This window comes from Lysobacter sp. M15 (assembly GCF_022662515.1).
Taxonomy (GTDB): Bacteria; Pseudomonadota; Gammaproteobacteria; order Xanthomonadales; family Xanthomonadaceae; genus JAKPBU01.
Genome location: NZ_JAKPBV010000012.1, coordinates 87,103 through 112,767, shown reverse-complemented (window position 1 = coordinate 112,767; position 25,665 = coordinate 87,103). Strand labels below are relative to the sequence as shown.

Genomic DNA, 25,665 nt, shown 5'->3' with positions numbered 1-25,665 from the left:
GTCCTGTGTTCGAGGCATAACGGGAAAGGATGATACGGGCGGCCGGTCGTCACGGCATGCAGGCCAGGTGAAGATCAGCCGGCCTGCGCCCGCGGCGCGCGTCGGAACAACTTGCGCCAGAGCCACCACACGAACAGCGCGAAGCCCACGCTCAGCCCGACCACGATCGCCAGCGCGATCCACGGATAGGTGAAGGCCAGGGCCAGTCCGCCCACCACCGCGACGTCTTCGGTAATCGAGGCGGTCCAGTTGCTCACCGGCTCGGGCGAGGTGTTGAGCAGCGCGCGCGAACCGGCCTTGAGCAGGTGGCTGGTCAGCGCGACGCCGGCCCCGGTCGCCAGCATGCCTGCGCTGAGGTCACCGCCGGTGTCCGGAGAGAGCGTCGCCGCGGCCAGGAATGCGCCCGCAGGAACGCGCAGCAGCGTATGCAGCAGGTCCCAGCCCGAATCCACGCCCGGGATCTTGTCGGCGAAGAATTCGGCGACCGCCAGCGCGCCGGAGACGCCCAGCACCCACGGCGATTGCGCCACTTCCAGTGCCTGGGGCAGCTCCAGCCAGCCGAGCGCGCCGGCCAGGCCCACGCCGAACACCGTCAGATAGACCCGGATTCCCGCCAGCCACGCAAGCAGTACGCCAATCGCGAACAGATGGGCCTCGGACATGGCGGCGCCCTCTCCACAACCCGGCCGGACCGGCCGCACGCGGGGACTCTAACCGGATGGCCGGCTTGACGCATGCGCGACCGGCTCGCTATACGTTCGAAGATGAACGAGCCTTCGCCGCCACCGGAAGCCGTGGGCAAGCCGGCACCGGAGCGCCACCAGGGCCATGGCCTGGCCTACACCGTCATCGCGGTCTTCCTGCTGGCGCTGGTCTTCGGCGCCTGGGGCCTGTGGAAGGTGTTCGCGCCCGCGCCCGGAGATGCATCCGCGCAACTCGAGGAGCAGCGCGAGCGCATTGCCGCGCTGGAGCAGAACGTCGCCAACCTCACCCGCTCCGACCAGATCAGTCGCAACGCGAACACCGCGCTGCAAGGCACGCTGGCCGAGCGTGACGAGGAAATCGCCGGCCTGCGTGCCGATGTCGCCTTCTACGAACGCTTCGTCGGTGCCACCGGTCAGCGGCGCGGGTTGACGGTGCACGCACTCAGCCTCAAACCGCAGGATGCGCAGGCCTGGCACTTCGTCGCCACCCTGACCCAGAACCTCAACCGCGGCGCGATCAACCAGGGTCGGGCGACGCTGTCCGTGGAAGGCACGCGCGATGGCCGCATGCAGCAGCTCGACTGGAGTTCGCTGCGCCAGCAGCCCGACGCGCCGGGCGTGGACTACTCGTTCAAGTATTTTCAGCGGGTGGAAGGCGATGTCCTGCTGCCGCCCGGATTCAAGCCGGTACGGGTGATCGTTCGGCTCCAGCCGAAGGGCGGGACGGCGGTGGAGCGCTCGTTCACCTGGGCGGACGCGACCGGGGCGCAGGCGCCGGGGCAGCAGTAGGCGGGGTTGAGCGCGTTGAGTCGTCGGCGGCTCTCCCAGCGCGCTGCGGCGCGGCACTTGGATTCGATCGCGGCACCCCCCATCCTTGGCGCATGAGTACGCTTGACCAGGCCGCACCCCCCGCATCGGCGCCGGACTATCTTTCGCTGCAACGCCCGCTGGATTTCACCCCCGCGGCGGCGGCCAAGGTGCGCGAGCTGATCGCCGAGGAAGGCAATGCAGCGCTCAAGCTGCGGGTATACATCCAGGGCGGCGGGTGCTCGGGCTTCCAGTACGGCTTCGAGTTCGACGAGCAGCAGGGCGAGGACGACCTGGCCATCGTCACCGATGAGGTCACCCTGCTGGTCGACCCGCTGAGCCTGCAGTACCTGATGGGCGCGGCCGTCGACTACACCGAAAGCCTGCACGGCGCGCAGTTCGTGATCCGCAATCCCAACGCCAAGTCGACCTGCGGCTGCGGCTCCTCGTTCACGGTCTGACCGGTCGCGGCGCCCATTTCCGGGCATGCCCGATAATCGCGGCATGACCGTCGCTCCCTTTGCCTTCGTCGCCGAACCGCTCGAGCGCAGCGATGCGCTGCGCGACGATGCTGCGGCCCTGTCCGCCTTGTGGCCGGACGCGCGCGTGATCCTGATCGATACCGACGGTCGCAGTCTGGCCGGCTCCGACCACGCCCTGCACGCACCGCGTGGCGCCGAGGTCGGCGGCGGACCAGGCGTTGCGATCTTCCTCGGCCTGCGCGGCGACGAGGCGTGGTTCGCGCTGCCGGCCGAAGCGGTCGACGACACCGCCCCCGCCATCGTCGATCTGCGCAGCGCCGCCGCGCACTGGCCGGCCTGGCAGGCCACCTTGTTCGCGCAGGCGCGGGCGATGCTGCACTGGCGCGCGCGCAACCGCTACTGCGGCGCCTGTGGCGGCGAACTCGCATTCCAGCGCGGCGGCTGGCAGGGCCGCTGCACGCGCTGTGGCAGCGAGCATTACCCGCGCACCGACCCGGCGATCATCGTCGCGGTCACCGACGGCGAACGCCTGCTGCTCGGGCGCCAGGCGCCATGGCCACCGCAGCGCTACTCCACCCTGGCCGGCTTCGTCGAACCGGGCGAATCGCTGGAACAGGCGGTCGCGCGTGAGGTGCTGGAGGAATCGGGCGTGCGCGTGCGCAGCGCGCGCTACCTGGCCTCGCAGCCGTGGCCATTCCCCGGTTCGCTGATGCTCGGTTTCGTGGCCGATGCAGAACCCGACGTGCCCCGCATCGGCGACGAACTCGAGGACGCCCGCTGGTTCACCCGCGAGCAGATCGGCCAGGCGATGCGCGGCGAAACCGGCGAGGACGGCCTGAAGCTCTCGCCGTCGATCTCCATCTCCCGCTGGCTGATCGAAACCTGGTACGCCGGCTAATCGCTCGGGGACGTAGCCCCGACCTACGCGCGCAACGCGCCGCGGCCGTAGGTCGGCCCTACACGGCCGACGCCCACACCGCACGGTTTGAGGCGCAACCTCGACCTACGCCGCATCCCCCCGCAACACCCGCACCTTGGCCTCGAGCAAACCCGCGGTCGCGAGGCTTCCGTCGACCGCCGGCGCCGCCACCGCGTCGATATGCGCGCGGAACCGGCGCGGCACGCGCATGCGACCCAGGCGGCTGGTTTCATCGAACGCGTGGCGTCGGCTCCACATGCTGGCCCACATGCCACGCAGTGCCATCGGCACTACCGGCACCGGGCGTCGCTGCAGGATGCGCTCCACACCCGACTTGAACGGCGCGATGTCCCCGTCCCGGGTCAGTCTGCCCTCGGGGAAGATGCACACGATCTCGCCCTCGGCCAACGCCGCGTCGACTTCATCGAACGCGCGCTGCATCAGCTCCGGGTCTTCCTTCGGCGATGCGATCGGGATCGCCCTGGCCGTGCGGAAGATCCACGACATCACCGGAATGTTGAAGATCCGGTAATACATGACGAACCGCACCGGCCGCGGGATGCTCGCCGCCAGGATCAGCGCGTCCATGTAGCTGACGTGGTTGCACACGATCAGGGCGGGGCCTTCGTCCGGCACGTTCGCTTCGACCCCACGCACGCGCAGCCGGTACAGGGTGCGCACCAGCAGCCAGCTCAGGAAGCGCATCAGGAATTCGGGCACGATCGTGAAGATCCACACCGCCACCAGCACGCTCGCCACCGCGAGTGCCAGGAACAGCTGCGGGATGCTCCAGCCCAGCACGCGCTGCAGCGCGATCCCGCCCACCGCGGCCAGCACGATGAACACCGCGTTCTGGATGTTCATGCCCGCGATCACCCGCGAGAGCTCGCTGCCCGGCGTGCGGCTCTGGATCAGCGCGAACAGCGGCACCACGAAGAAGCCGGAGAACAGGCCAATCCCCGCCAGGTCCATCACGATCCGCCAGCTGCCCGGCTGCCCGAGGAAGCCCGACACGTCCAGCCCTCGCATCGTCGAGGCCACCGGCTGCGCGAAGTACAGGTCCAGGATGAAGGCGCTCATGCCGAACGCGCCCAGCGGTACCAGGCCGATTTCCACCACCCGCCCGGATAGCTTCTCGCACAGCAGCGAACCGACGCCCACGCCCACCGAGAACACCGCCAGCGCGAACACGTACAGCGTCGGCGTGCCGCCCAGGTATTGCTCGGCATAGACCGGCAGGTTGCCGGTCAGCACCGTGCCGGTGAACCAGAACCAGCTCACGCCCAGCACCGCATTGCGCACCGCAAGCTGCCGGCGGGTCAGCCGCCACACCGCCAGCGATTCGGGCACCGGGTTCCAGCGGATGCGCAGCTCCGGCGCGCCCGCCGCCACCGCCGGGATCATCCGGCTCACCAGGTTGCCAGTGACCGCCAGCGCCACCACCGACACGCCCGCCACCACCGGCCCATGCGTGCCAGCCACGGCGAAGATCAGCCCGCCGAACAGCATGCCGACCAGGATCGAGATCGACGTGCCCATCTCCACCAGCCCATTGCCGCCGGTCAGCTCCTCGGGCCGCAGCACCGCCGGCAGGATCGAATACTTCACCGGTCCGAACAGCGTGCTCTGCACGCCGGTGGCGAACAGCGCCACCAGCAGCACGGTCATGTTCTGCAGCAGGAAGCCCACCGCCGCCAGCGACATGATCGCGATCTCCATCGCGGTGGTGATCCGGATCAGCCGCGATTTCTCCAGCTTCTCCGCGATCTGCCCGGCATGCGCGGAAAACAGGAAGTAGGGCAGGATGAAGATCGCCGGCGCCAGCTGGGTGTACAGCCCGCGCTGCGCCTGGTCGATGGCCATGTAGCCCAGCAGGCCGATGATCGCCTGGCGGAACACGTTGTCGTTGAACGCGCCCAGCAGCTGGACCACGAAATAGGGTGCGAAGCGGCGCTGTCCCAGCAGCTCGAATTGCGAATGCCCGTGCGTGGCCTGCGTCATCGCCCCTCCCATGTGCGCCGCGAGCCTAGCAGAGGCGTTGCGGGGACGCTTCGCTGCTGGCGGGCAAAATCACGCGGATGGAGCGCCACTTCGTGGCGCCGTGCACTGCCATTCCCGGTACGGCGCTCGATCGGCCGCAGCTGTCCTCGACCTCGGTCCCGGATCGGGGCCTGCGATCCCATACGCGAAGGCGCGACGACGTCGGCGCGCCGCGCTTGGCTGGCCGCGAACCTGAAGACCGGTGCGTCGCTCCCACCCAGCCATCTGCTGAAATTGCGCGGCGGCCTGGTCGACCGTGGCATGGATCCTGCTTGCCTGTTACAAATCGAAAATGGTGCGCGCACGTCCGTGACGGGTTGCGACTCCTGCGGGCACGGCGAAGGCGCCCGACAGGCCGACGGACAGCGGCACTTCCGACGGACCAGGCAGCCATCGTGTCGAAGGGCGTCGGATCCATGCATTCAGGGGCACATCAATCGATCGCGGGAATCTGCGTCCGCGGCCGCTGGCCGCGGCGCGCGGCTCTGGCGGTGCTGCTGGCCGTGGCGGGCGCGGCGACCGCCGGCGCCCCGGAGCAGGCGCAGGCGGGAAGCGCGGCGACTGACGTATCGCCGGTCGGCGCAGACCTGGCCGATCTGTCGCTCGAGCAGCTGCTGGACGTGCGCGTGTCCACGGCGTCGCGTTTCGAGCAGAGCGCGAGCGATGCGCCCTCGGCGGTGCGGGTGATCACCGCCGAAGAGATCCGCGCCTTCGGCTGGCGCACCCTGGCCGATGCGCTTGGCAGCCTGCCGGGTCTGTTCAGCAGCTACGACCGCGGCTACACCTATCTTGGCGCGCGCGGATTCCTGCGCCCGAGCGACTACGGCAGCCGCTTCCTGCTCCTGGTCGATGGCCACCGGCTCAACGAACCGATCTACGAGCAGGCCACGGCGGGGCTCGAGTTTCCGGTGGGCATCGAGCTGATCGAGCGGATCGAGTACGTCCCGGGCCCGGGCTCGTCGGTGTTCGGATCCAACGCCTTTTTCGGGGTGATCAACGTGATCACCAGGCGCGGCGACGACCATCGCGGCGCGCAGGCGGCGGTGGAAGCCGGTAGCAACGGCCGTCGCGGGTTTTCGGCGCGCTATGGTCTCAGCGGTGCTGGCGGCGACCTGCTGATCGCGGCCAGCGCGATCGACGTCGACGGCGACGACCTCTACTTCCCGGAATTCGACACGCCCGAAACCAACAACGGCGTCGCCGTGGGCCTCGACCACGAGCGCGTGCGCCGGTTGTTCCTCAAGGCCGAACGCGGCGCATTCGGCCTGTCGCTGGTCCACTCCAGCCGCGAGAAGGGCACGCCGACCGCGGCCTATCTGCAGTCGTTCAACGATCCCCGTTCGCGCGAGAGCGACGAATGGAGCCTGCTCGGCGCGCACTATCGCGCGCGGCCGAGCGCGACCACCGAAACCGCGGCGCACGTGCTGTTCGGTGCCTACGATTACCGCGGTGCGTTCGCCTACGGCGCACCCACCGACGGCCTGAGCCGGGACATCGGCCGGGCGCGCTGGATCGGCGTCGGCGCGCATGCGGTGACCACCGCGCTCGCCGGCCACAAGCTGGTGTTCGGGGTCGACGCGCAGTTCGACATGAAGCGCGACCAGTACAGCTACGACGAGTCGCCCTACGAGAGCTATCTTGCCGACGAGCGCCACGCGCTGCGGGCCGGCGTGCTGATCCAGGACCAGGTCGCGTTGCGCGAGGATCTGCTGCTCAACGCCGGAGTCCGCTTCGATCACGACTCGGTCAGCGGCGGCAACTTCAGCCCGCGCGTCGCGCTGATCCAGCGCTGGTCGCCGGACGCCACGCTCAAGCTGATCCACGGTAGCGCGTACCGCTCGCCAAATGCCTACGAGCTCTACTACCACAGCGGAGACGTCGAAGAAGACGGCTCGCAGCTGGCCAATCCGGCGCTGGGGCCCGAGCGCATCCGTTCGAGCGAGATCGTGTGGTCGCAGCAGCTCGGCGCGCGGACGCAATGGCAGGCGTCGGTCTACCGCTATCGCATTTCCGGCCTGATCACCCAGGTCGTCGCGAATCAGCAGGACAGCGGTCCACTGATCTTCGAGAACTTCGACCGCGCGAACGCCACCGGCATCGAGCTGAGCGGCGACCATCGTTGGCGCGGCGGCGCGTCGCTTCGCGCCAGCTACGGCTATGCGCGCGTCAAGGATGGCGGCAGCGAAACGCCGATCAATTCGCCGCGGCACGCGGCCGCGCTGAACCTGATCGTTCCGCTCGCGGACGACCGGCTGCTGGCAGGGCTGGAAGCGCGTTACCTCGGGTCGCGCGATGCCGAGTACGGGCCGGTCGATGCCTACACCCTGGCCAACCTCACCCTGACCTGGCGCCTGCCGGTGCCGGGCCTGGAGTTGCAGGGCAGCGTCTACAACCTGTTCGACGAGCGCTACGCGGATCCCGCGGGACCGTCGTTCGTGCAGAATGCGATCGAGCAGGATGGCCGCACCTTCCTGTTGCGCGCGACCTACGGCTTCTGACCGGTGCTGCGTCGAGTGCTCATCGTCTTGACTACGGCGGCAGCGTTGGCCGCCGCCCTGACCAGCCACGCACAGGTGTCGGAAGCGGAGCTCAAAGCAGCCTTCGTCTACAACTTCGCGTTGTTCACAGAATGGCCGTCGGACACGCTCGTCGAAGGGCAGAAGCTGCTGATCTGCGCGCCCCCGGACGAACGGCAGCTGGAGGCATTGCGGCGGCTGCAGAACAAGACCGTCGCCGGCCACCAGATCGCAGTGACCGGTTCGGCCGGACAAGCCGACCGCTGCCATGTCGTCCTGTATTCGCGCGTCCTACCAGAGGAGGCCGCCGCCGCGGGCGCGCTGACCGTGTGCGACGGGCCGCCCAGCGCCTGCGCCGACGCCGTGATCAAGCTGTTGCGCGAAGGCGACCGCATCCGTTTCGATGTCGACGTCACCCGCGCAAAGGCGCGGCGACTGTCGTTGAGTTCCAAGCTGCTGCGGGTTGCGAGGCGCGTGCAATGAACCTCCGGAAGGGCAACACGCGGATCGGGCGCACCGCGGTGATCGCCAATTTCGCCACCGTCATCGCGGCGCTGGCGGTCGCAGGGGCGCTGCTGCTGACGCTGCAATTCTTCTCCATCCGGCGGGAGCTGATCGAGGACATGCGCGCGCAGGCCCATGTCCTCGGACTCAACAGCGCGGCGGTGCTGATGTTCGAAGACGCCGACGCCGGCACCGAAACGCTGAACGCACTCCGGCCGCTGCCAGACCTCGAGGCCGCGGCGCTCTTCACCAACGATGGACAGCGCCTGGCGGAATACCGTCGCGGCGACCAGCGCGCGCTGCGCGCGTTGCCGCGCACCGGCTATCAAGGCGGCTTCAACGGCTTCGTCATCGCCGATCCGGTGGTTCTGGAAGGGCGCACCGTCGGTCACGTGGTCATGCGGTCCAGCTACGATCGTCTTTATCGCGGCCTGCTCGCGTTCGCGGGCCTGTTCGTGCTGGCGGGCGCCGGCGCACTGGCGATCAGCTATCCGCTGGTGCAGCGGATGCGCCGCGAGGTCCGCACCGCGGAGGCGCGCCTGGACGAACTCGCGCATTTCGATCCGGTCACCGGGCAGTTGAACCGCAATGCGTTCAACGAACACCTGCGGCTGATGGCGAAACGGCTGCACGACGAGCCGGAGGCGCGGATGGCGCTGCTGATGCTCGATCTGGACAATTTCAAAGCCGTCAACGACACCCTCGGCCATCATTTCGGCGACGACCTGCTCAAGCAGGTCGCGCAGCGCCTGTTCGACATGCTGCGCCGCAGCGACGCGATCTTCCGCATCGGCGGCGACGAATTCGCGATCACGCTGTTTCCGGTGTCGTCGTCGATGGAGGTGCTGGCGGTCGCCGAGCGCATCCTGGCCGCGTTCCGCCAGCCGTTCCAGCTCGGCAGCCAGGAGATCCACGCCAGCGTCAGCTGCGGCATCGGCATGTATCCCGACGATGCCCGCGATCTGAAAGTGCTGACCAGCAATGCCGACGCGGCGATGTACCGCGCCAAGCGCAACGGCAAGAACAGCTTCGAACTGTTCCGCGGCGAAATGAACGACGAGATGCAGCGTCGCCACCGGATCCAGATCGACCTGCGCAAGGCGATCGAGCAGAACGAACTGCGTCTGCACTACCAGCCGCAGGCCGAACCGCATTCCCTGCACGTGGTCGGGGTCGAGGCCCTGGTGCGGTGGCCGCATCCAGAACTCGGCTGGGTTCCCGCGTCGGAAATCGTTTCGATCGCCGAGGAGAGCGGGCTCATCGTCCCGCTCGGCCGCTGGGTGATCCGTCGGGCCGCGCGGCAGGCGCAGCTGTGGCGGGAGCAGGGGATCGGGGGCCTGCGCATGGCGGTGAACGTGTCCGCGCGCCAGGCGCGCGACGAGGATTTCGTCGACTTCATCGCCACGACGCTGGAGCGCACCGGAGGCTCGCCCGAGCAGCTTGAGCTGGAGATCACCGAAAGCCTGCTGTTCGACGACACCGATCGCAACATCCGCTTCATGCGCAGGATCCGCGACAAGGGCATCCGGCTGGCGATCGACGACTTCGGCACGGGGTATTCGTCGCTCGCCTACCTGCAGCGGCTGCCGATCGGGAAACTCAAGATCGACATGAGCTTCGTGCGCGCGATCCCCGGCGACGGCGAGGCGATCACCACCGCGATCCTCGCCATGGCGCACAGCCTGGGCTTGAGCGTTGTCGCGGAAGGCGTCGAGAACGAATATCAGCTCGACTTCCTGCGCCGCGCCGGTTGTGACGTGGTACAGGGCCATCTGCTATCGAAGCCACTGGTGAGCGAGGAGATGACCGCGTTCCTGCTTGCACGCGTCGAAGCGGAGGCCGCGGATGCCAACCATGCCTCGACGCGCGCGCGGCAGCGGCGTCTCGACAACGGACTGGTGCCGGTGCCCCACAAGGCCTGATCCGGCCGGCAATCCCCGGCCGGGCATCCCGGCGTTCCATCGCCCCTGGCCGGCAGCACATGTGCGCCCGCGATTGTTCGACTACGGTCCGGTGTCGAACCATCCGACTCAGCCAGGCGATGCGCGGACGCGCCACGTGCGCGGAGGGCGACCGGGTTCCCAACGAGGTGCCATATGTACAGCCGATATGCGTTGCTGATCATCGCCCTGCTGCTCGGCCTCGCGCCGCTGGCCGCTGCCCGGGCGGCCGGGCTTGAGATCCGCTTCTGTCCGGAACAGACGGTGCGGACCTATCCGCTGGACAGCCTGCGCGGCGTGCAGAGCCTGCTGCTGCAGAACGCCGCGATCGTCAATGTGGGCGATACGCCGGTGACCCTGCGTGCGCTGGAGATCGAGCTGCTACGCGACGGCGCGGTCGTCGATCGCCGCAGCCTGGATGCCGCCACGCTGTCCGCCGCCGCGCAGTCTGGCAAGGGCCTGCAGGACCAGGGCATGGTCGAAATGCTTGCCTTCCAGTTCTGCGACGGCCGCCTGCTGCAGCAACGCAAGCTCGCGGCAAGCGCCACGCTGGCGGCGGGCGAAGCCTTGCTGGTCATGCAGCAGGTGTTCGCCTGGAAGGGCACGCGCGACGCACTGCGCGTGCGTGCGCTTTCCAACGCGCCCGAGGCGGCCGCGTCGCTGCGCATCGATCCGGCCACCTCGCGCACCGTCTTCCGCTGGCCGCTCGCCGGCGGTCCGTGGACCATCGCAGGCGCCAGCTTCCACGGCACCCACCGCTGGGGCGTGCCGGAGGAATTCGCACTGGACATCGTCAAGGCCGGTGCCGACGGCCGCACCTATCGCGACGGCGGCAGGCAGAACACCCAGTTCCATGCCTACGGTGCCGACGTGGTGGCCGCGGCCGATGGCGTGGTGAGCTCGGTCATCACCGGCGCGAAGGAGCTTGCGCCGCTGCTGCGCGAGCCCGGTGAAAGCATGCAGGCCTATTTCGGCCGCGTCGGCGCGCAACAGGCCACGAACATGGCAGAAGGCGACGTCGGCATGGCCGGTGAATCGGTGGTGCTGGACCACGGCGGCAGCGAATATTCGGTCTACGCGCACCTCAAACCCGGCAGCGTCCGGGTGAAGCCCGGCGACAAGGTGACCGCAGGCCAGGTGATCGGCCAGCTGGGCTCTTCCGGCAACTCCACCGAGCCGCACCTCCACTTCCAGGTCTGCGACCGCCCTAACATCCTGCTCTGCGCGGCGCTGATCCCTGCCTTCGACCGGATCGAGATCGCGAACTCCGACGGGCCGCGACCACTGCAGAACGGCGACGTAGTGATCGCGGGGGACTGAACGCGGCGGTTGTGCCTACGCCCGTTCGCGGACGCGCGCGTATCGCGGCATCGCGCCCGGCGCGCCGGCGGCAGGCTGGCGGGGCGCCGATGCGCCGTTCGTCGGAACACCTCCGGACCTTCCATCTCCCATGGCCGCCGGCGTCGGTGAGTGCGTTGTCACTGGTGCCACGTCAACGGCCGTCCTCCTGCTGCCCGGCTCCGCTGATTGAGCAGCTTCCGCAATGGAACTGCATCCCGGGCGAGCGTTCGCGCCGATCGTGGTGGCCTGGCGTCCGCAGCGACGCGGGGCCGGCCGTCGCGCCCGTCATTGCCGCGATGCACCTACCACCGCGCTCTAGGAAACACTTCCATGAAACCGCATCCCCTGTCCCGGACCAGGACGCCCCCGCGTCCGTTCCCGTTGCGCTGGCTGCTGGCAGGCGCCATCGCCTCCCTGCTGCCGGTCACTGCGTCCGCCGACGCCGTCACCGACTGGAATGCCATCGCCAATGGCGTCATCGCCGGCGCGGGCGCGCCACCGCAGCAGTACCGCGTGTTCGCCATGACCCATGTCGCCATTCACGATGCCCTCAACGCGATCCAGCCGCGCTACCGCAGCTACAACCCGATCGGCGCCGCCAACCCCAATGCCTCGAAGGAGGCCGCGATCGCCGCCGCCGCGCGCACCGTGCTGGTCGAGACCCTGCCGCCCGCGCAGGACGCCATCGTCGAAGGCCTCTACGCCAGCTATCTCGCTGGTTTGTCCTGCCCCGCCGCATATCCGGCCTGCATCGATGCCGGCATCGCCGTCGGCACCACGGCGGGCCAGGCGATCATTGACCGGCGCGTCGGCGACGGGTCGGAGATGCCGCATCTTCCGTACACGCTGGCGCCCGCGCCGGGCGTCTACCAGCCGACGCTGCCCCTGCCGCCTGCGCCCGCGCCGTATCCGCAGTTCGGAAACTGGGGCAACCTCGCCCCATTCGCGTTGAGCAGTTCGTGGCAGTTCACGCCCGGACGCAGCGCGTTGCAGACCCTGACCAGCCCGACCTATACGCGCGACTTCAACGAAGTGAAGGCGCTCGGCTCGGCGCTCGTGCGCGCCGCCGCACCGGACTCCGAGGAAAGCCTCATCGCCATGCACTGGGGCGTGCTCGGCGGCGCCAACGTCAACGGCTACACTCGCACCATCGTCGCCGGGCGCAATCTCAGCCTGTGGCAGAACGCGCGCCTGTTCGCGCTCGTGAACATTGCCGTGAACGACGGCCTGATCGTGGTGTTCAAGGCGAAGTTCCGCTACAACTTCTGGCGCCCGTACACCGCGATCCGCGCAGCGGCGAGCGACGGCAATCCCGCGACCACGGCCGACCCCGACTGGAACGCCTACGTCACCACCCCGCCGTACCCGGATTATCCCTGCGGCCTGCCCAGCACCATCGCCAGTTCGACCCAGGTGCTGCGCTCGTTCTTCGGCACCGACAACGTGCCCTTCACCTTCGGCACTCCGGCCCGCCATTACGACACCCTGTCGCAGGCCGCGGCCGAATCGGCCATGGCCCGCGTCTACGGCGGCATGCATTTCCGCAGCGGCTGCCTGGCCTCGTTGCACCTGGGCCAGAACGTCGGGCGGTACGTTTACAACACCCAGCTGCGGCCGCTGTAGCCAGCAAGCGCCGGCGGTGCGGTCGCGGTGTGCGACCGCACCGCATGCCTCAAGCGTGCAGCGTGCATCGACGCGAGGCGATCGTTCGTCCGCGTCGATCCCATGCGTGCGGCCGCACGGCGGCTTGTTGGACCGGGGCGGCTTGCATAAGCTCCCGTCATTGCCACGGGAATGCTGGCCGGAGCGGGAGTAGTCATCGTGCGCCGATCGTTCTGGATCAGCATGCTCAGTGCGAGCCTGTTCCTGGGCTCGACTGCCCAGGCGGCGCGTCCCGCCGGCCCGGGTTCGCCAGACGCGCTCGATGAGGCCGCCGCGGGCCGCTTCGCGCAGCTCGCGCTCGCCTGCCTGCACCAGGAATATCCCAACAAGATTTCCCACGTCATGCAGGGCGATGCCGATGTGCGGCCGCCGCGCGCGCTCACGCCGGCGTTCTACGGCTGCTACGACTGGCATTCCGCCGTGCACGGGCATTGGCTGCTCGTGCGGCTGTTGCGCCGCTTCCCGGAGGCGCCGTTCGCGAAAGAAGCGCGTGCCGCGCTCGCGCTGAGCCTGACGCCGCAGAACATCGCCGGTGAAGTCGAATACCTCGGGCACGAGAAGCGCGCATCTTTCGAGCGTCCGTACGGGCTCGCGTGGCTGCTGCAGCTGTCGGCAGAATTGCGCGGATGGAACGATCCGCAGGCGAAACAGTGGGCGGCCGCGCTGACACCGCTGGAATCGCTCGCCGCGTCCAAGCTGAAGGACTGGCTGCCCAAGCTGCACTATCCCATTCGCATCGGCGAGCACGACCAGACCGCGTTCTCCTTCGGCCTGATCTGGGATTGGGCGCGCGTCGCCGGCGATGCCGGGATGACCGCGCTGCTCACGGATGCCACGGCGCGCTTCTATCGCGGCGATCGTGACTGTCCCCTCGGTTACGAGCCCTCGGGCCAGGACTTCCTGTCGCCATGCCTGGCCGAGGCGGACTTCATGCGGCGCGTGCTCGCAGCCGACGATTTTGCGAAATGGCTCCAGGCCTTCCTGCCCGGAATTCCGTCGACAGGCGGTAACGAATGGTTGCCGCCTGGCGTGGTGACCGACCGCACCGACCCCAAGCTGGCGCACATCGACGGGCTCAACCTGAGTCGTGCGTGGATGCTCGAAGGAATCGCCCATGGGCTGAAGCCGGCCGACAAACGCGTGCCAGCACTGCTTGCCGCCGCGGCAAGCCACCGCGCGACCGCGCTGCCGGCAGTGACCGGAGAACACTACGAAGGCGGTCACTGGCTGGGGACGTTTGCGGTGTATCTGACCAGCCAGGCGGGGAGGGAGTAAGGCTGGGGCGGCCGCGCGCCAACTCCGTCCTCAGCGCCCAGCGCCTGAGGAGTTGACACGCCCGCGCCAGCGCATATAGTTGTCACTAACAACGTTATCGCCAGGCTGGACGATGGCCAATCCGGGCTCAAAGCCGATCTCCAACAGCGCCCTCCGGCAGGACGCCGAAACGCTGCACGCGGCGGTCTCGAACCTGGTGCGGATTTACCAGTTCCGCGACCGGGACAAGATCTGCTGCTACGACGTGTCCGTGACCCAGTGCTATGCGCTGGAAGTGCTGGCAGAGCGCGGGCCGAGCCGCAGCCAGGCGCTGGCCGAGGCCTTGCGGCTGGACAAAAGCACCACGACCCGTGTCGTCGATGCCCTGGTGCGCAAGGGCTATGTAGAGCGACTGCCGGATCCGGAGGACGCGCGCGCCGTGTCCCTGCGCATCACCCGGGAAGGACGGAAGCTGTACGAAAAAATCAACGGCGAACTGATCGAACAACAGCTCGATCTGCTGCGCGACCTGGACCCGCGGGTTCGAGCAGGGGCGACCGAACTCATCCAGCGCCTGGCGCGTGCCGCGCAATCCCGTTTCGTCTCAGGCGTCAGCGTCGGCAGCTGTGCGCCGGCGTGCGGTACCGATGAGAGCGGCAAGTGCGGCTGAGTTTTTTTGTCCAATTAGTTGCTACTAACAACAAGGAGATGCCGATGTCGCAGATTCGACCCGCCCGTACCGCCGATGCCTCTGCGATCGCAGGCATCTACAACCAGGGCATTGCCGAACGCTCCTCAACCTTCGAAACCGCACCTCGAACCACAGGCGACATCGAACAACGCCTGGCCGACCTGGCGCGGTTTCCGCTCCTGGTGGCCACGGACGACACCGACGCCGTGATCGGCTGGGCGGGCCTCAGCGGATATCGTCCCCGCGACTGTTACGCCGGCATCGGCGAGTTCTCCGTGTATCTGGATGCAGCCGCTCGTGGACGCGGCGTTGGCCGTCGGCTGATGCTGGCGCTCATCGATGTCGCCCGCGATCGGGGCTACTGGAAGCTGCTCTCGCGCATTTTCCCGTTCAACACCGCCAGCCGCGCGCTGTGTCGCTCCGTCGGCTTCCGCGAAGTCGGCGTCTACGAAAAGCATGGCCAACTCGAAGGGCGATGGCTCGATGTCGTCATCGTCGAGCGCCTGATCGCCGAGAACATTCCTGAAACCCAGCCTGCGGTCGAAGCCGCGGCCGTTATTTGAGAGAACCTTGCATGAAAACAGTGCTTCCTGTCGTCGTGATCGGCGCCGGCCCGGTCGGCCTGGCCGCTGCCGCCCACCTCCTCGAGCGCGGACTGACGCCGCTGGTGTTGGAGGCCGGCGCTACCGTTGGCGCGGGCATGCTGCGCTGGGCGCACGTGCGCATGTTTTCTCCCTGGGAATTCAACATCGACCGGGCGGCCGGAGCGCTGTTGCGGCGCCACGGCTGGACATCGCCTGATCTGACGCAGTTCCCGACCGGAAGCGAAGTAGTCGAGCGCTATCTAAGGCCGCTGGCCGCTCTGCCAGAGATTCAGCCCCACGTGCGTACCGGCGTGCGGGTGACCGATGTTGCCAAGCAACGCCGCGATCGCATGAAAGACAGTCTGCGAAATGATGTGCCCTTCGTCGTCCGCTACGTGGACGCTGTCGGCGAGCATGAAGTGATCGCACAGGCCGTGATCGATGCATCAGGCACGATCGATACGCCCAATCCGGCAGGTGCTTCCGGCGTTCCAGCACTGGGGGAGCGTGCCGTACAGAAGCACATCTTCTATGGCATTCCCGATGTGCTGGGCCAGCATCGTGAGCGTTATGCGGGCAAGCGCGTTCTGGTTATTGGCGGTGGCCACTCCGCCTTCAACGCGCTTCTCGACCTCGCGCGTCTATCGGGTCAGGAACCTGGCATGCGGATTCAGTGGGCGATTCGCCGTTCTTCCTTGGGTCGAGTGTTGGGTGGTGGTGAACACGATCAGCTAAAAGAGCGGGGCCGACTCGGGCTCGCCATTGGAAAACTGGTAGACGATGGCGTGCTGGCGGTGGCGACCAATTTCCATCTGGAGCGTCTTGAGCAAACGGCCGAGGGCATTGTGGCTCATGCCGAAGGGACGGCGCTTCGACCGGTCGACGAGATCGTTGCCGCGACCGGCTTCCGTCCGAACCTGGACCTGCTCTCGGAGCTTCGGATAGCGTTGGATCATGGCACCCAAGCGCCCATGGCGCTGGCGCCGTTGATTGACCCCAACCAGCATAGCTGCGGCAGCGTGCGGCCGCATGGTGCGGAGGAGCTCAAGCATCCGGACGCGGGTGTCTATATCGTCGGCATGAAGAGCTACGGACGTGCACCGACCTTTCTGCTGCTGACCGGCTACGAGCAGGTGCGTTCGGTGGTGGCTGCGGTCGCCGGGGACTGGGAAGCCGCCCGACGCGTGGAGCTGGTGCTGCCCGAAACGGGCGTGTGCATCACCCAGTTCGCGGAGGAAGATGGCGCGCAAGCCGGAGCCGCATGTTGCGGCCCGGTGCCTGCCAACGAAGAGAATGTAGCGGCAGAGGCGACGGGTAAGACCGGTGAATGCTGCGGCGGCCCCGCACCAGCAAACGTCGACGCCTGCTGCGTTCGCGACGCGGATGCCAAGGCCGAAGGCAAATCGGGCTGCGGCTGTGGTTCGAAGCCTGCCGTGATTGAGGCACCTCGCCCGGTGGCGTGCTGTCGATGAACTCAATGCCGGTGGCGTTGCGTCGCGCCATCTGGCTGCTCGGCCTGTGTCAGTGCGTGCTATGGGGCGTGCTGTACTACAGCTTCTCGGTGCTGTTGATGCCTATGGAAACCAGTCTCGGCCTCTCGCGCATGGCCGTGGCAGGCGCGTTCTCGGTCGGATTGGGTGCGATGGCCGCTGCAGCGCCGGCCATCGGGCGATGGCTCGATGCCGGACACGCGGCAAACCTGACGCGGCTCGGTGTCGGGCTCGCCATCCTGGGCTTGTTGCTCGTCGCGCTTGCGCAGGGCGCAGCCATGCTCTATCTGGGCTGGCTCAGCATCGGCATCGCCATGGCGATGCTGTTGTACGAACCGGCCTTCGCGCTGGTGATCCGGGCAGTGACCGACGAAGGCCACCGGTTGAAGGCACTTGCCGCGGTCACCGTACTGGGCGGCCTGGCGAGCACGGTCTTCCTGCCATTGCTGGCTGCAATCGTCGAGCGATGGAGCTGGCGCATCGCGGTGCTGGCTTGCGTCGGTGTGATGATGCTGATCGCCTGGACGATGGAGCGATACGTCGTGCCCGCGCTACCGGCTGCTCACGTTGCCGAACGGAAGGAAGAATCGGCCCGTCTCCCGTGGCCGCCGTACCTGGCAACGCTGGTGGCCATCTTCGCGTCCGGGACACTGGCCAGCATGGCGTTGACCACGCTGCTGATTCCGCTACTGATCGAACGTGGCGCGTCGGCACCGGTCGCGGCGTTCGTGCTGGCAGCCCTGGGCCTGGCGCAAGTGCCCGGACGGATGTGGTTGCTGCGCGGCCGCGGGCGGGTTTCACCGGGCGCCATGAAGATGCCTCCCATCGCGTTGCAGGCAATCGGGTTGCTAGGTGTCGTCTTTGCACGCTCGCCGGAATGGGTGGCGGCAGGCGTTGCAGTGTTTGGGTTGGGCGCGGGCCTGCAAACACTGGCACGGCCCTGGCTGGTGCAAACGCTGTATGGCGTCGCCGATTCCGGACGCTGGAACGGAGAGGTAGCGCGTGTGCAGGGCTTCGCCCGCGCTGCGGCTCCGGTCGCGGCGGCGGGGGCGGCATGGCTGGTGGGCACGTCGTTCGTGCTGGCCGGTATCGGTGGGCTGCTTGCCCTCACCCTGCCGCTGGCACGTCGACTGCCGACATCCGCAGCGCAGAGCCGGCTGCCTGGCACCGGACGAACGTGAGCCGCTGCAGCGGCTCGCCGAAATACAGCGTATGTCCCTGGTCGTCGTGGATGGCGGCCAAACCAGGGGTGGCCACCGTGCATGGAGGAATTGACGTTCCTCACCCCTTTGATCTCGCACAACCAATGCTGCGTCGTTGTCGCGGGTATTGGGTTCATGGGTGCGGCAAAGGCCGCTTTCGGGTACCCGATCGTCCCCGAGCCGGCTCTATAGTCTGGATATGGACCGCGCCAAGCCATCCGCAGATCCTGGCCTTGAGACCACGACACCGGGGCCGTCGACGCCGGAGCCAGGGTCTCGCCAGCACCTGTGGACGCAGGTATTCGCGCGTCGCGAGGGATGGCTGCTGGGCTATTTCCGCAAGCGCCTGGCCCAACCCGCGGATGCCCGGGACCTGGTCCAGGAGGTCTATCTGCGGATCCTGCACACCGACCGTGGCGAAGCGACCACGATCGCCGATCCCGAAGCCTACCTTTTCACGGTTGCCGCCAACCTGGTGAAAGAGGAGGCGGTCCTGCACCGCAGTCGTGCCCGGCATGTAGACGTGACCGAGGTCTTTCCCGAACTCGAAACGCGCGAAGACAGGGCCGAGGACCTTCTGGAGCGCGAACACCGGGAACGGCGACTGGCGGAAGCGCTGCGGCGCCTGCCTCCGCGACACCGGGCCGTCATGCTGATGCAGTATCGCGACCGCCTGAGCTATGCCGATATTGCCAAGCGCCTGGGCGTGTCCACCCACATGGTCAAGAAGTATGTGGTCAAGGCACTTGCCCTGTGTCGCCGCGATCTGGCGGAGCACCGATGAACGAGTCCGGCATCCCGCTGCAGGGCATGAACACCCAGATTGCGCTTGAGGCGGCGCAGTGGTTCGTAGCCAACCGCGAGGGGGCCCTCGCGCCGGCCCAGGCGCATGCCTTCATGCAGTGGTTGCAGGCCTCCCCGCAGCACGTCGCCGAATACCTGGAAGTGGCGGCGATCGCCGGTTACGCAGCCGGTGCCGCGAAGCAGGATCCGGTTGCGCTGGAAGATCTGCTCGCGCAGCTGCGGCCCGAGGACAACGTGGTGGAGTTCGAAGCCGCCGGCGGGTCTCCGGCCTCTGCCGGTCGGGCGGGGGTTGCGGCCACGAGGCGCACCGCTCACCGACGACCGCGCCGCCGCGCGTTCGCCTGGGGCGCGGGCATCGCCGCCATGCTGGCGCTTGCCATCGTCGGCAGGGTGCTGACCTGGTCGATGTGGCGTACGGAGGTGCGCAGTTACGCAACGGCGCACGGCCAACAGGGCGATTGGCGGCTGCCGGACGGGACCCGGCTGCGGCTGAACTCCGAGTCCGCGGTAACGATCCGTTTCGACCGCTCGAAACGGCGGGTGGAGGTCGCGCATGGCCAAGCCCTGTTCGACATTGCGCAACAACCGGCGCGCCCGTTCGAAGTGCGCACCGGCCCGTATCTGATCGAGGATGTCGGGACCGTCTTCGATGTCTATCGACAGGCGGGCGAAACAACGGTGACCGTAGTGGAAGGGCGGGTGCATGTCTGGGACCTGCCGGAAGCGTCCCAACCCGCCCGTGCGCAGAGGCCGCTCGCCGACCTGCGCTCCGGCCAGCGGGCGCATCTCTCCGCGTCCGGTACTGTCGCCGCGCAGAGCGGGGTCGACACGAGCAAGGCGGTGGCGTGGACGCGCGAGGAAATCGTGTTCGAGGACGAGCCGCTGGCCGCAGTCGTGGCCGAGTTCAACCGCTATAGCAAAGTGCAGGTGCGCATCGGCGAGGACGCCATCGGTGAGCTCAAGGTGTCCGGTACGTTCGGCATCCACGACGAGGTCACCTTCCGGGCCTTCCTCGACAGCCTGCCCGGGCTGCGCGCCGACACCACCGCAGACGGTGTGATCGTGCGGCGCCGCACGACCGAGCGTCGTTGATACCGCGCCGCGGCAGGTCTCACCGCGCCGACCGATTCAACGCGCCGCAGCGTGCACGAAGAAGCCATGGGCTCGTTGAACCCGGTCATCGAATACCCGGGCGCGAAACGCCTGCTGCGGCGCGGTACCCGATCTGCTCGCCGCAGACTCTTTACTTCTTCAGTGGGCACGGCTCGCCGGGGAACGGCCGTCGCGATGCCCGCGCCATCAGCACCGGACGGAACCCTTACATGCGTGTTCGAACTCTGAGTTTGCATTGCGCAGTGGCCCTTGTCGCGCTGAGCGGCCCGGTGCCTGCTTCTGTGCGCGCACAAACCCCCGCCACCGCGCCGGCCGTCGCCATCGGTCGAATGCCCCTGAAAGATGCGTTGGCGCAGTACACGGCACAGACGGGCCTCAAGTTCGTCTACGCCTCGCAACTGGTGGATGGCGTGCAGAGCCCGGGTGCGCCGGCCGGCTTGGCACCCGAGGCGCGGCTGCGCCGGCTGCTGGAGGGGACGGGCCTGAGCTACCGGTTCCTCAGCCCGAGCATCATCACCCTGATCAAGGCGGAGAAGAAACCGTCGGCTCCGCCCACGCGGACCAGGCGTGCCACGCACGCATCGGAGGCGCCCCCCGAAGTGACGGACCTGGAAACCATGATCGTCACCGGAACGAACATCCGCGACGTGGTGCCGCCGGGGACACCTTTGATAGTCATCGATGCCGAGGACATCCGGCGCAGCGGCTATTCCGGAACCGAACAGGTGCTGCAGGCGCTGCCGCAGAACTTCCGCGGTGGCCAGGCAGGCGCGGTGGCCGATGTCAACATGAGCATCGGAGGCCAGCGCGGGTTCAATGCAACGGCGGGGTCCGGCGTGAACCTGCGTGGCCTGGGGACGACGGCAACCCTGGTGCTGATCAACGGGCGGCGCATCGCGGCCACGTCGGCGGGCACCTTCACCGACGTCTCGCTGATTCCGATCGATGCGATCGAGCGCATCGAGATCCTGACCGACGGCGCGTCGGCCATCTATGGCGCCGATGCCGTCGCGGGCGTGGTCAATATCATCCTCAAGCAGGACTACGACACGGCCGAGACCCGGCTGACCTATGGCGGTACCACCGATGGCGGGCGTGAGGAGTTACGGCTCTCGCACAGCTTCGGCAAGCGCTGGGACAGCGGCCGCCTGATGCTGAGCGCCGAGTACCTGCGCCAGGGCGAGCTGATGGCCGACCAGCGCGAGGCCACGGAGGACGTCGACGACCCGACGTCGATCTTTCCGTCCAACACCCTGAAGAGCATGGTGCTGTCCGCCAGTCAGGACCTTGGCGACGCGCTGACGCTCAGTACGGACGTGCAGTACTCGCATGCGGAGCGGAAGCTGGTTTCCACCGACTGGGACTACACCGAGAACTTCGCCAAGCCGATCCGGCGCAACGCGCTGGTCAGCCTGGAGTACCGGGTGCCGCACGACTGGCTGTTCACCGTGGACGGGTTCGTCAGCGACGAGGACTCCAAGAACCGGCAGGTGTCCTACACCCTCGAAGGCGATCTGGACAGCGTCTTCAACCAGCACCGGACCCAGCAGCAGCGCGGCGGCGAAGTGCGCGCCAGCGGTCCCGTGTTCAAGCTGCCGGGTGGGGCGGCGAAGCTGGCGATGGGCGCCTCGTACAAGGACGAGAAATACCGGCGCACGATCGATCGGAACAACCTCGAACAGAACATCAGCAGGCGGAGCAACTCGCTGTTCGCGGAGCTGTATGTGCCGATCGTGGGCGACGCCAATGCCGTGCCCGGCATCCATGCGCTCGACATGACCTTTGCCGTGCGGCGGGACGACTATTCCGACTTCGGCAGTTCGACCAACCCGCGCGTGGGGCTGTCCTGGTCGCCCACGACGTCGCTCACCCTGCGATCGAGCTACAGCACCTCGTTCCGCGCACCGTCCGTGGGCGAGGAGATGCGCTTCAGCGACCTGGGCGTCTTCGCGCTCGATGTCGCGCCCTATTTCAACGCGGACGGCACCGACTTCGTGCCAGTGGTGACTCTGGCCGGCTCGGACGACCTGAAGCCGGAGGAGTCGGAGAACTGGACGGTGGGCCTGGACTGGAAGCCGGAGTTCGCGCCCGGCCTGAATATGGGTCTGACCTACTACGATATTTCCTATTCCGACCGCATCGTGCTGCCGCCTCTGGACATGGGCGCGCTGGGCAATCCGGAACTGCAGCAGTTCATCGATTACTACGACTCGCCCGAAGAAGTGCGGGCGCTGGTCGAGGCGTATGTCGCCGACGGCGCGGTGTTCGACGATTACACGGACGGGATGTTCGGTCCCGACCCATTGGGCGAGGTGTTTGCGGTGTACCGGTACCTGTTCACCAACGCCGAGCGCGTCGATGTCAGCGGCTACGACGTGAACATCGACTACCGGTTCAAACGTGGCGACAACCGCTTCGAACTCGGGCTCAACGCGAACCACATCCGCGAGATGCTCAATCGCGTGTCGCCGGGCGCACCACCGTACGACCTCGCGGGGACTTTCGCCAATCCGCCCGAATGGCGCATGCGCGGCAGCCTGGCCTGGGTGCGTCGGGAGCTATCGGCCAACCTCAACGTCAACTACACGCACTCCTACATCGATACCTCTGGCGCCGTCGATCGACCAGTCGACTCGTACACCACCGTGGACGGGGTCGTGAGCTATGCGTTCGCGCCGAAGGGGAACACGCTCATCGACGGGCTGTCGTTGTCGCTGATCGTGACCAATCTGTTCGACGAGCCGCCGCCCTACGTGGGATTCAGCGGCCTGGGTTCGCACTACGACGCGGCCAACGCGAGCCCGCTGGGCCGCACGGTTTCCATGCAGATCGCCAAGCGGTGGTGAACGACATGCGCATCATGAAAGCCTTGGCCATCCTTTCCCTCACCGCCTGCCTGGTTTGGCTCGTGCCGGGACCCTCCGCTGCGGCCGATGTCGACGCCGCCGATGCACCGACATTCGCCATCGGCGATACCCCGCCGCCGCTGGTGCCCATGGCCTGGATCAAGGGCGACCCGGTCGAGGCCTTCGAGCGGGACCACGTGTACGTGGTCGCATTCTTTGCCACTTGGTGTGGCGCGTCCCGGCAGTCGATGCCGCTGCTGAGCGATGTGGCGCGTCGTTACCAGGGCAAGCTGACGGTCATCGGGATCAACGTGCGCCAATCCGAGCGCGGCGAGGCGAGCGTTGCCGCGGTGACACAGTTCGTCCAGGGCCGGGGACGGGATATGGACTACACCGTCGCGATGGACGATCCGGTGCGCAAGCCGATGTTCACGTCCTGGATGCGCACTGCCGGCATGTATGCCATCCCCACGGCGTTCATCATCGGTCGCGATGGCAGGCTGGCCTATGTCGGCATACCGATCGATCCGGAGGCTTCGTTGGGATTCGAGCGCGCCGTGGAACAGGCCGTCGCAGGAGCCAGCGACCTCGCGGCGGCACGCCAACTGCAGCGCGAACTCGGCGAGCAGATGAAGCTATACCTGGCGGACAAGGAGCTGATGAAACCGCTGGATGAGGCGATGGAACGCAAGGATTATCGGGCCGTGCTCGTGGAGGCAGACAGGCTCGTCGCGCAGGATCCAGAACGGGAGGGCCGGGTATTCGGAGATCGATTCACCGCGATGCTCCACCTCGACGAGGCCGAAGCGCTGGCGTTTGCACGCAAGGCGCATGCAGCCGCCGAAAGCCGTGAGATGTCCCTGGGCATGGCGAGCACCGTGGGCAGCGTGATCGCCTATCGACCGGGTCTGTCGCGTGGCGCGTACGAAACGGCCGCCACCTACCTGGAAGCCGCCGTCGCCGGACAGGGCGACGACTTCAACGCGATGTTCGATCTGCTGGCGCTGGCCCGGGTGCAGCAACAGCTCGGCCGGGGGAAGCAAGCGATCGAAGCACAGCAGCGAGCCATGTCCATCGCCCGCGGCAGGAAGGACGTTTCGGCAGAGATGATGGCCGACATGGAGAAGACACTTGCCGGGTACAAGGCGGCAGGTGGCGATCGATCCCCCTGATCCTCGCTGGATGTCCGGGTCGCGCTGGCCACGCGCGTCGCTTGCTTCCCCTAGAGCCCGATTGATTCGCCCCGCTGGATTCTGGCAATCATCTCCTGCGCGTGAGCATTGGCGGGATTCAGGGCCAGGGATCGACGGAAGCTTGCGATCGCCTTGCCTGCATAACCGGGGCCTGCCGCCGCATAACCATCGCCCAGGCTGTCGTGCACATTCCAGTCGTCGGGATACTCACGGGCGTTCAGTTCCCAGATGGCGATCGCGTCATGCACCCGCCCTTTGTGCAGCAGGGAATAGCCGAGCCGATTGAGCTCGTTCGCATTGAAGATATGGTCGTTGCGGGCGGCGGCCTTCAGTGCCTGGTAGCGGGCGATCGCCGCGGCGACTCCAGCCTCATGGAGCGGCCTCAGGATGGTCGCGGCGATCGAGGATGGGATCGGCAGCCGCGTGCCTGTCTTCCATTCCATCCAGTCGGCCACAAGCTGGTTCGAGACGTTCCAGCCGTTCGAGCCGTTGGTGAGAACGACCAAACCGTCGCGTTTGGCGCGGCTCACCCAGAAGAAGCTCTGCCATCCACGATTGCCGCCGTCATGGCCCACCCGCTCGACGCCGTCCGGGAATCCCTCGCCGCGCGGCTGGATCGCGTAGCCCAGGCCAAAGCGGCCATCGGTGGCGGGCGCTGCCGAGGTCATCTGATCAAGCATGGCTGCCGGCAGCACGGGGGCGGCCCGGACACCGCCGATCGTCGCCAGCGCATAGCACGCCATGTCGCCGATGGGCGCATACATGCCCGCCGCTGCGACTTCGACGAACCTCGGAGTGGGCGTCTCCTCGCCGAGTTCGTCGTAGGCGCGGGCGGCCCGTCCGAGCACCAGTGGCGTGAGGCTGAAGCTGCTCTCGGTCATGCCCAGCGGACCGAGCACCGCGTCCCGCATGTAGTCGGCAAAGGGCCGTTGCGCAGTCTCCTCAACGAGCAGTTGCATCAGTGTGTAACCGCCACCCGAGTAGGACCAGGCGGTGCCCGGCGCGGCCGTCAATGCGAGCGCTCCCGCGCCATTTGCGTTGCCCGAAAGCGACTGTTCGAGCGTCGGGATCAGGTCGTCCGGGCCCCAACCGCGATAGCCCGAAACCGACAGGCCGGCGGTGTGGCTGAGCAGCCGCCGCAACGTCACGCCGGTGATGTCGTGGCTGGACGGCGGCAGGTGCCATCGCTTGAGCCGCGCATCGACTGGCTCGTCGAGCGCGAGCTTGCGCTCGCTCACAAGCCGCATGGCGCCCCAGGCCGACACGGACTTGGACGTGGAGCCGATGTTGAACAGTGTTCGCTCGCTGACAGGCGTCTTGGTGGCGGCATCGGCCATGCCAAAGCCTCGTGCGAGTATCACGTCGCCATTCTCGATGACGGCAACTGCTCCGCCGGGAACGCTGAAATCGTGCAGGTAGGACGGCATGCGCTCGACGACTTGTCGAACGAACGCGCTCTCGCGCGAACCAGCCGGCGGTGGCGCCTCAGCGCAGCCAGCCGCCACCGGTCCGACCACCAGCGTCTGCGCGACTAGACCGATCAAGAAGATGGGGCCTGGCTTCATGGGGGAAT

The 25,665-nt window shown here is 67.5% G+C and carries 20 protein-coding genes; 17 read left to right on the top strand and 3 right to left on the bottom strand.

From position 1 onward, the window contains the following. Positions 1-74: 74 nt before the first annotated feature. Positions 75-662 carry a DUF4126 domain-containing protein gene (locus MC380_RS12130; RefSeq protein ID WP_242101625.1) on the bottom strand — a complete coding sequence of 196 codons (588 nt, stop codon included), beginning with the start codon at positions 660-662 and terminating at the stop codon, positions 75-77. A gap of 72 nt (positions 663-734) precedes the next feature. On the opposite strand from MC380_RS12130, the gene MC380_RS12125 reads away from it, so the two are divergent. The 3 genes from MC380_RS12125 to nudC all read left to right on the top strand — a co-directional run bounded on the left by MC380_RS12125 (position 735) and on the right by nudC (position 2,891). Continuing rightward, positions 735-1,493 (top strand): DUF6776 family protein, encoded by a 759-nt coding sequence (locus tag MC380_RS12125; protein ID WP_242165052.1) that lies wholly within the window; start codon positions 735-737, stop codon positions 1,491-1,493. 92 nt (positions 1,494-1,585) lie between these two features. Beyond that, on the top strand, positions 1,586-1,972 hold the full coding sequence (erpA, locus tag MC380_RS12120; protein ID WP_242165050.1) for an iron-sulfur cluster insertion protein ErpA: 387 nt from the start codon (positions 1,586-1,588) through the stop codon (positions 1,970-1,972). A gap of 25 nt (positions 1,973-1,997) precedes the next feature. Next, positions 1,998-2,891: an NAD(+) diphosphatase gene (gene nudC, locus MC380_RS12115; RefSeq protein ID WP_242165048.1), complete on the top strand. Its 894-nt coding sequence runs from the start codon at positions 1,998-2,000 to the stop codon at positions 2,889-2,891. A gap of 105 nt (positions 2,892-2,996) precedes the next feature. On the opposite strand, the gene MC380_RS12110 is transcribed toward nudC, so the two are convergent. Then, on the bottom strand, positions 2,997-4,913 hold the full coding sequence (locus tag MC380_RS12110; RefSeq protein WP_242165046.1) for an MFS transporter: 1,917 nt from the start codon (positions 4,911-4,913) through the stop codon (positions 2,997-2,999). Between the two features lie 455 nt (positions 4,914-5,368). On the opposite strand from MC380_RS12110, the gene MC380_RS12105 reads away from it, so the two are divergent. From MC380_RS12105 to MC380_RS12040, 14 genes are all read left to right on the top strand, one after another. Beyond that, positions 5,369-7,450 carry a TonB-dependent receptor gene (locus tag MC380_RS12105; RefSeq protein ID WP_242165044.1) on the top strand — a complete coding sequence of 694 codons (2,082 nt, stop codon included), beginning with the start codon at positions 5,369-5,371 and terminating at the stop codon, positions 7,448-7,450. Between the two features lie 45 nt (positions 7,451-7,495). Beyond that, the gene (locus MC380_RS12100; RefSeq protein ID WP_242101619.1) at positions 7,496-7,951 is read left to right on the top strand and encodes a YfiR family protein; all 456 of its coding nucleotides are present in this window, start codon (positions 7,496-7,498) and stop codon (positions 7,949-7,951) included. After that, positions 7,948-9,894: an EAL domain-containing protein gene (locus tag MC380_RS12095; RefSeq protein ID WP_242165042.1), complete on the top strand. Its 1,947-nt coding sequence runs from the start codon at positions 7,948-7,950 to the stop codon at positions 9,892-9,894. The genes MC380_RS12100 and MC380_RS12095 overlap by 4 nt, the downstream gene beginning before the upstream one ends. 174 nt (positions 9,895-10,068) lie before the next feature. Continuing rightward, positions 10,069-11,232, top strand: coding sequence for a M23 family metallopeptidase (locus tag MC380_RS17940; RefSeq protein ID WP_277929947.1), 1,164 nt, complete (start codon positions 10,069-10,071; stop codon positions 11,230-11,232). A 351-nt stretch (positions 11,233-11,583) separates the two neighbouring features. Then, positions 11,584-12,876 carry a vanadium-dependent haloperoxidase gene (locus MC380_RS12085; RefSeq protein WP_242101617.1) on the top strand — a complete coding sequence of 431 codons (1,293 nt, stop codon included), beginning with the start codon at positions 11,584-11,586 and terminating at the stop codon, positions 12,874-12,876. 198 nt (positions 12,877-13,074) lie between these two features. After that, complete coding sequence (locus MC380_RS12080; protein WP_242165040.1) at positions 13,075-14,190, top strand: DUF2891 domain-containing protein; 1,116 nt, start codon at positions 13,075-13,077, stop codon at positions 14,188-14,190. Positions 14,191-14,302: 112 nt separating this feature from the next. Next, positions 14,303-14,839 (top strand): MarR family transcriptional regulator, encoded by a 537-nt coding sequence (locus tag MC380_RS12075; protein WP_242101615.1) that lies wholly within the window; start codon positions 14,303-14,305, stop codon positions 14,837-14,839. Further along, positions 14,830-15,423: an arsinothricin resistance N-acetyltransferase ArsN1 family A gene (locus tag MC380_RS12070; RefSeq protein ID WP_242165038.1), complete on the top strand. Its 594-nt coding sequence runs from the start codon at positions 14,830-14,832 to the stop codon at positions 15,421-15,423. Before MC380_RS12075 ends, MC380_RS12070 begins: the two co-directional genes overlap by 10 nt. 11 nt (positions 15,424-15,434) lie before the next feature. After that, complete coding sequence (locus MC380_RS12065; protein WP_242165036.1) at positions 15,435-16,916, top strand: FAD-dependent oxidoreductase; 1,482 nt, start codon at positions 15,435-15,437, stop codon at positions 16,914-16,916. After that, complete coding sequence (locus MC380_RS12060; protein ID WP_343223575.1) at positions 16,913-18,115, top strand: MFS transporter; 1,203 nt, start codon at positions 16,913-16,915, stop codon at positions 18,113-18,115. The genes MC380_RS12065 and MC380_RS12060 overlap by 4 nt, the downstream gene beginning before the upstream one ends. Before the next feature lie 220 nt (positions 18,116-18,335). Then, positions 18,336-18,920 (top strand): sigma-70 family RNA polymerase sigma factor, encoded by a 585-nt coding sequence (locus tag MC380_RS12055; RefSeq protein WP_242101611.1) that lies wholly within the window; start codon positions 18,336-18,338, stop codon positions 18,918-18,920. Continuing rightward, on the top strand, positions 18,917-20,032 hold the full coding sequence (locus MC380_RS12050; RefSeq protein WP_242165034.1) for a FecR domain-containing protein: 1,116 nt from the start codon (positions 18,917-18,919) through the stop codon (positions 20,030-20,032). Before MC380_RS12055 ends, MC380_RS12050 begins: the two co-directional genes overlap by 4 nt. A gap of 350 nt (positions 20,033-20,382) precedes the next feature. Next, a complete protein-coding gene (locus MC380_RS12045) occupies positions 20,383-22,899 on the top strand; it encodes a TonB-dependent receptor (RefSeq protein WP_242101609.1) in 2,517 nt (838 codons plus the stop codon). A gap of 5 nt (positions 22,900-22,904) precedes the next feature. Beyond that, complete coding sequence (locus MC380_RS12040; protein WP_242165349.1) at positions 22,905-24,071, top strand: redoxin domain-containing protein; 1,167 nt, start codon at positions 22,905-22,907, stop codon at positions 24,069-24,071. A 50-nt stretch (positions 24,072-24,121) separates the two neighbouring features. On the opposite strand, the gene MC380_RS12035 is transcribed toward MC380_RS12040, so the two are convergent. Further along, on the bottom strand, positions 24,122-25,657 hold the full coding sequence (locus MC380_RS12035) for a beta-lactamase family protein (RefSeq protein WP_242165032.1): 1,536 nt from the start codon (positions 25,655-25,657) through the stop codon (positions 24,122-24,124). Between the last annotated feature and the right edge of the window lie 8 nt (positions 25,658-25,665).

Coding starts and splice junctions, on each gene's coding strand:
- MC380_RS12130 (WP_242101625.1), bottom strand. CDS start 662: ATGTCCGAGGCCCATCTGTTCGCGATTGGCGTACTGCTTGCGTGGCTG.
- MC380_RS12125 (WP_242165052.1), top strand. CDS start 735: ATGCGCGACCGGCTCGCTATACGTTCGAAGATGAACGAGCCTTCGCCG.
- erpA (WP_242165050.1), top strand. CDS start 1,586: ATGAGTACGCTTGACCAGGCCGCACCCCCCGCATCGGCGCCGGACTAT.
- nudC (WP_242165048.1), top strand. CDS start 1,998: ATGCCCGATAATCGCGGCATGACCGTCGCTCCCTTTGCCTTCGTCGCC.
- MC380_RS12110 (WP_242165046.1), bottom strand. CDS start 4,913: ATGACGCAGGCCACGCACGGGCATTCGCAATTCGAGCTGCTGGGACAG.
- MC380_RS12105 (WP_242165044.1), top strand. CDS start 5,369: ATGCATTCAGGGGCACATCAATCGATCGCGGGAATCTGCGTCCGCGGC.
- MC380_RS12095 (WP_242165042.1), top strand. CDS start 7,948: ATGAACCTCCGGAAGGGCAACACGCGGATCGGGCGCACCGCGGTGATC.
- MC380_RS17940 (WP_277929947.1), top strand. CDS start 10,069: ATGTACAGCCGATATGCGTTGCTGATCATCGCCCTGCTGCTCGGCCTC.
- MC380_RS12085 (WP_242101617.1), top strand. CDS start 11,584: ATGAAACCGCATCCCCTGTCCCGGACCAGGACGCCCCCGCGTCCGTTC.
- MC380_RS12075 (WP_242101615.1), top strand. CDS start 14,303: ATGGCCAATCCGGGCTCAAAGCCGATCTCCAACAGCGCCCTCCGGCAG.
- MC380_RS12065 (WP_242165036.1), top strand. CDS start 15,435: ATGAAAACAGTGCTTCCTGTCGTCGTGATCGGCGCCGGCCCGGTCGGC.
- MC380_RS12060 (WP_343223575.1), top strand. CDS start 16,913: ATGAACTCAATGCCGGTGGCGTTGCGTCGCGCCATCTGGCTGCTCGGC.
- MC380_RS12055 (WP_242101611.1), top strand. CDS start 18,336: ATGGACCGCGCCAAGCCATCCGCAGATCCTGGCCTTGAGACCACGACA.
- MC380_RS12050 (WP_242165034.1), top strand. CDS start 18,917: ATGAACGAGTCCGGCATCCCGCTGCAGGGCATGAACACCCAGATTGCG.
- MC380_RS12045 (WP_242101609.1), top strand. CDS start 20,383: ATGCCCCTGAAAGATGCGTTGGCGCAGTACACGGCACAGACGGGCCTC.
- MC380_RS12040 (WP_242165349.1), top strand. CDS start 22,905: ATGCGCATCATGAAAGCCTTGGCCATCCTTTCCCTCACCGCCTGCCTG.
- MC380_RS12035 (WP_242165032.1), bottom strand. CDS start 25,657: ATGAAGCCAGGCCCCATCTTCTTGATCGGTCTAGTCGCGCAGACGCTG.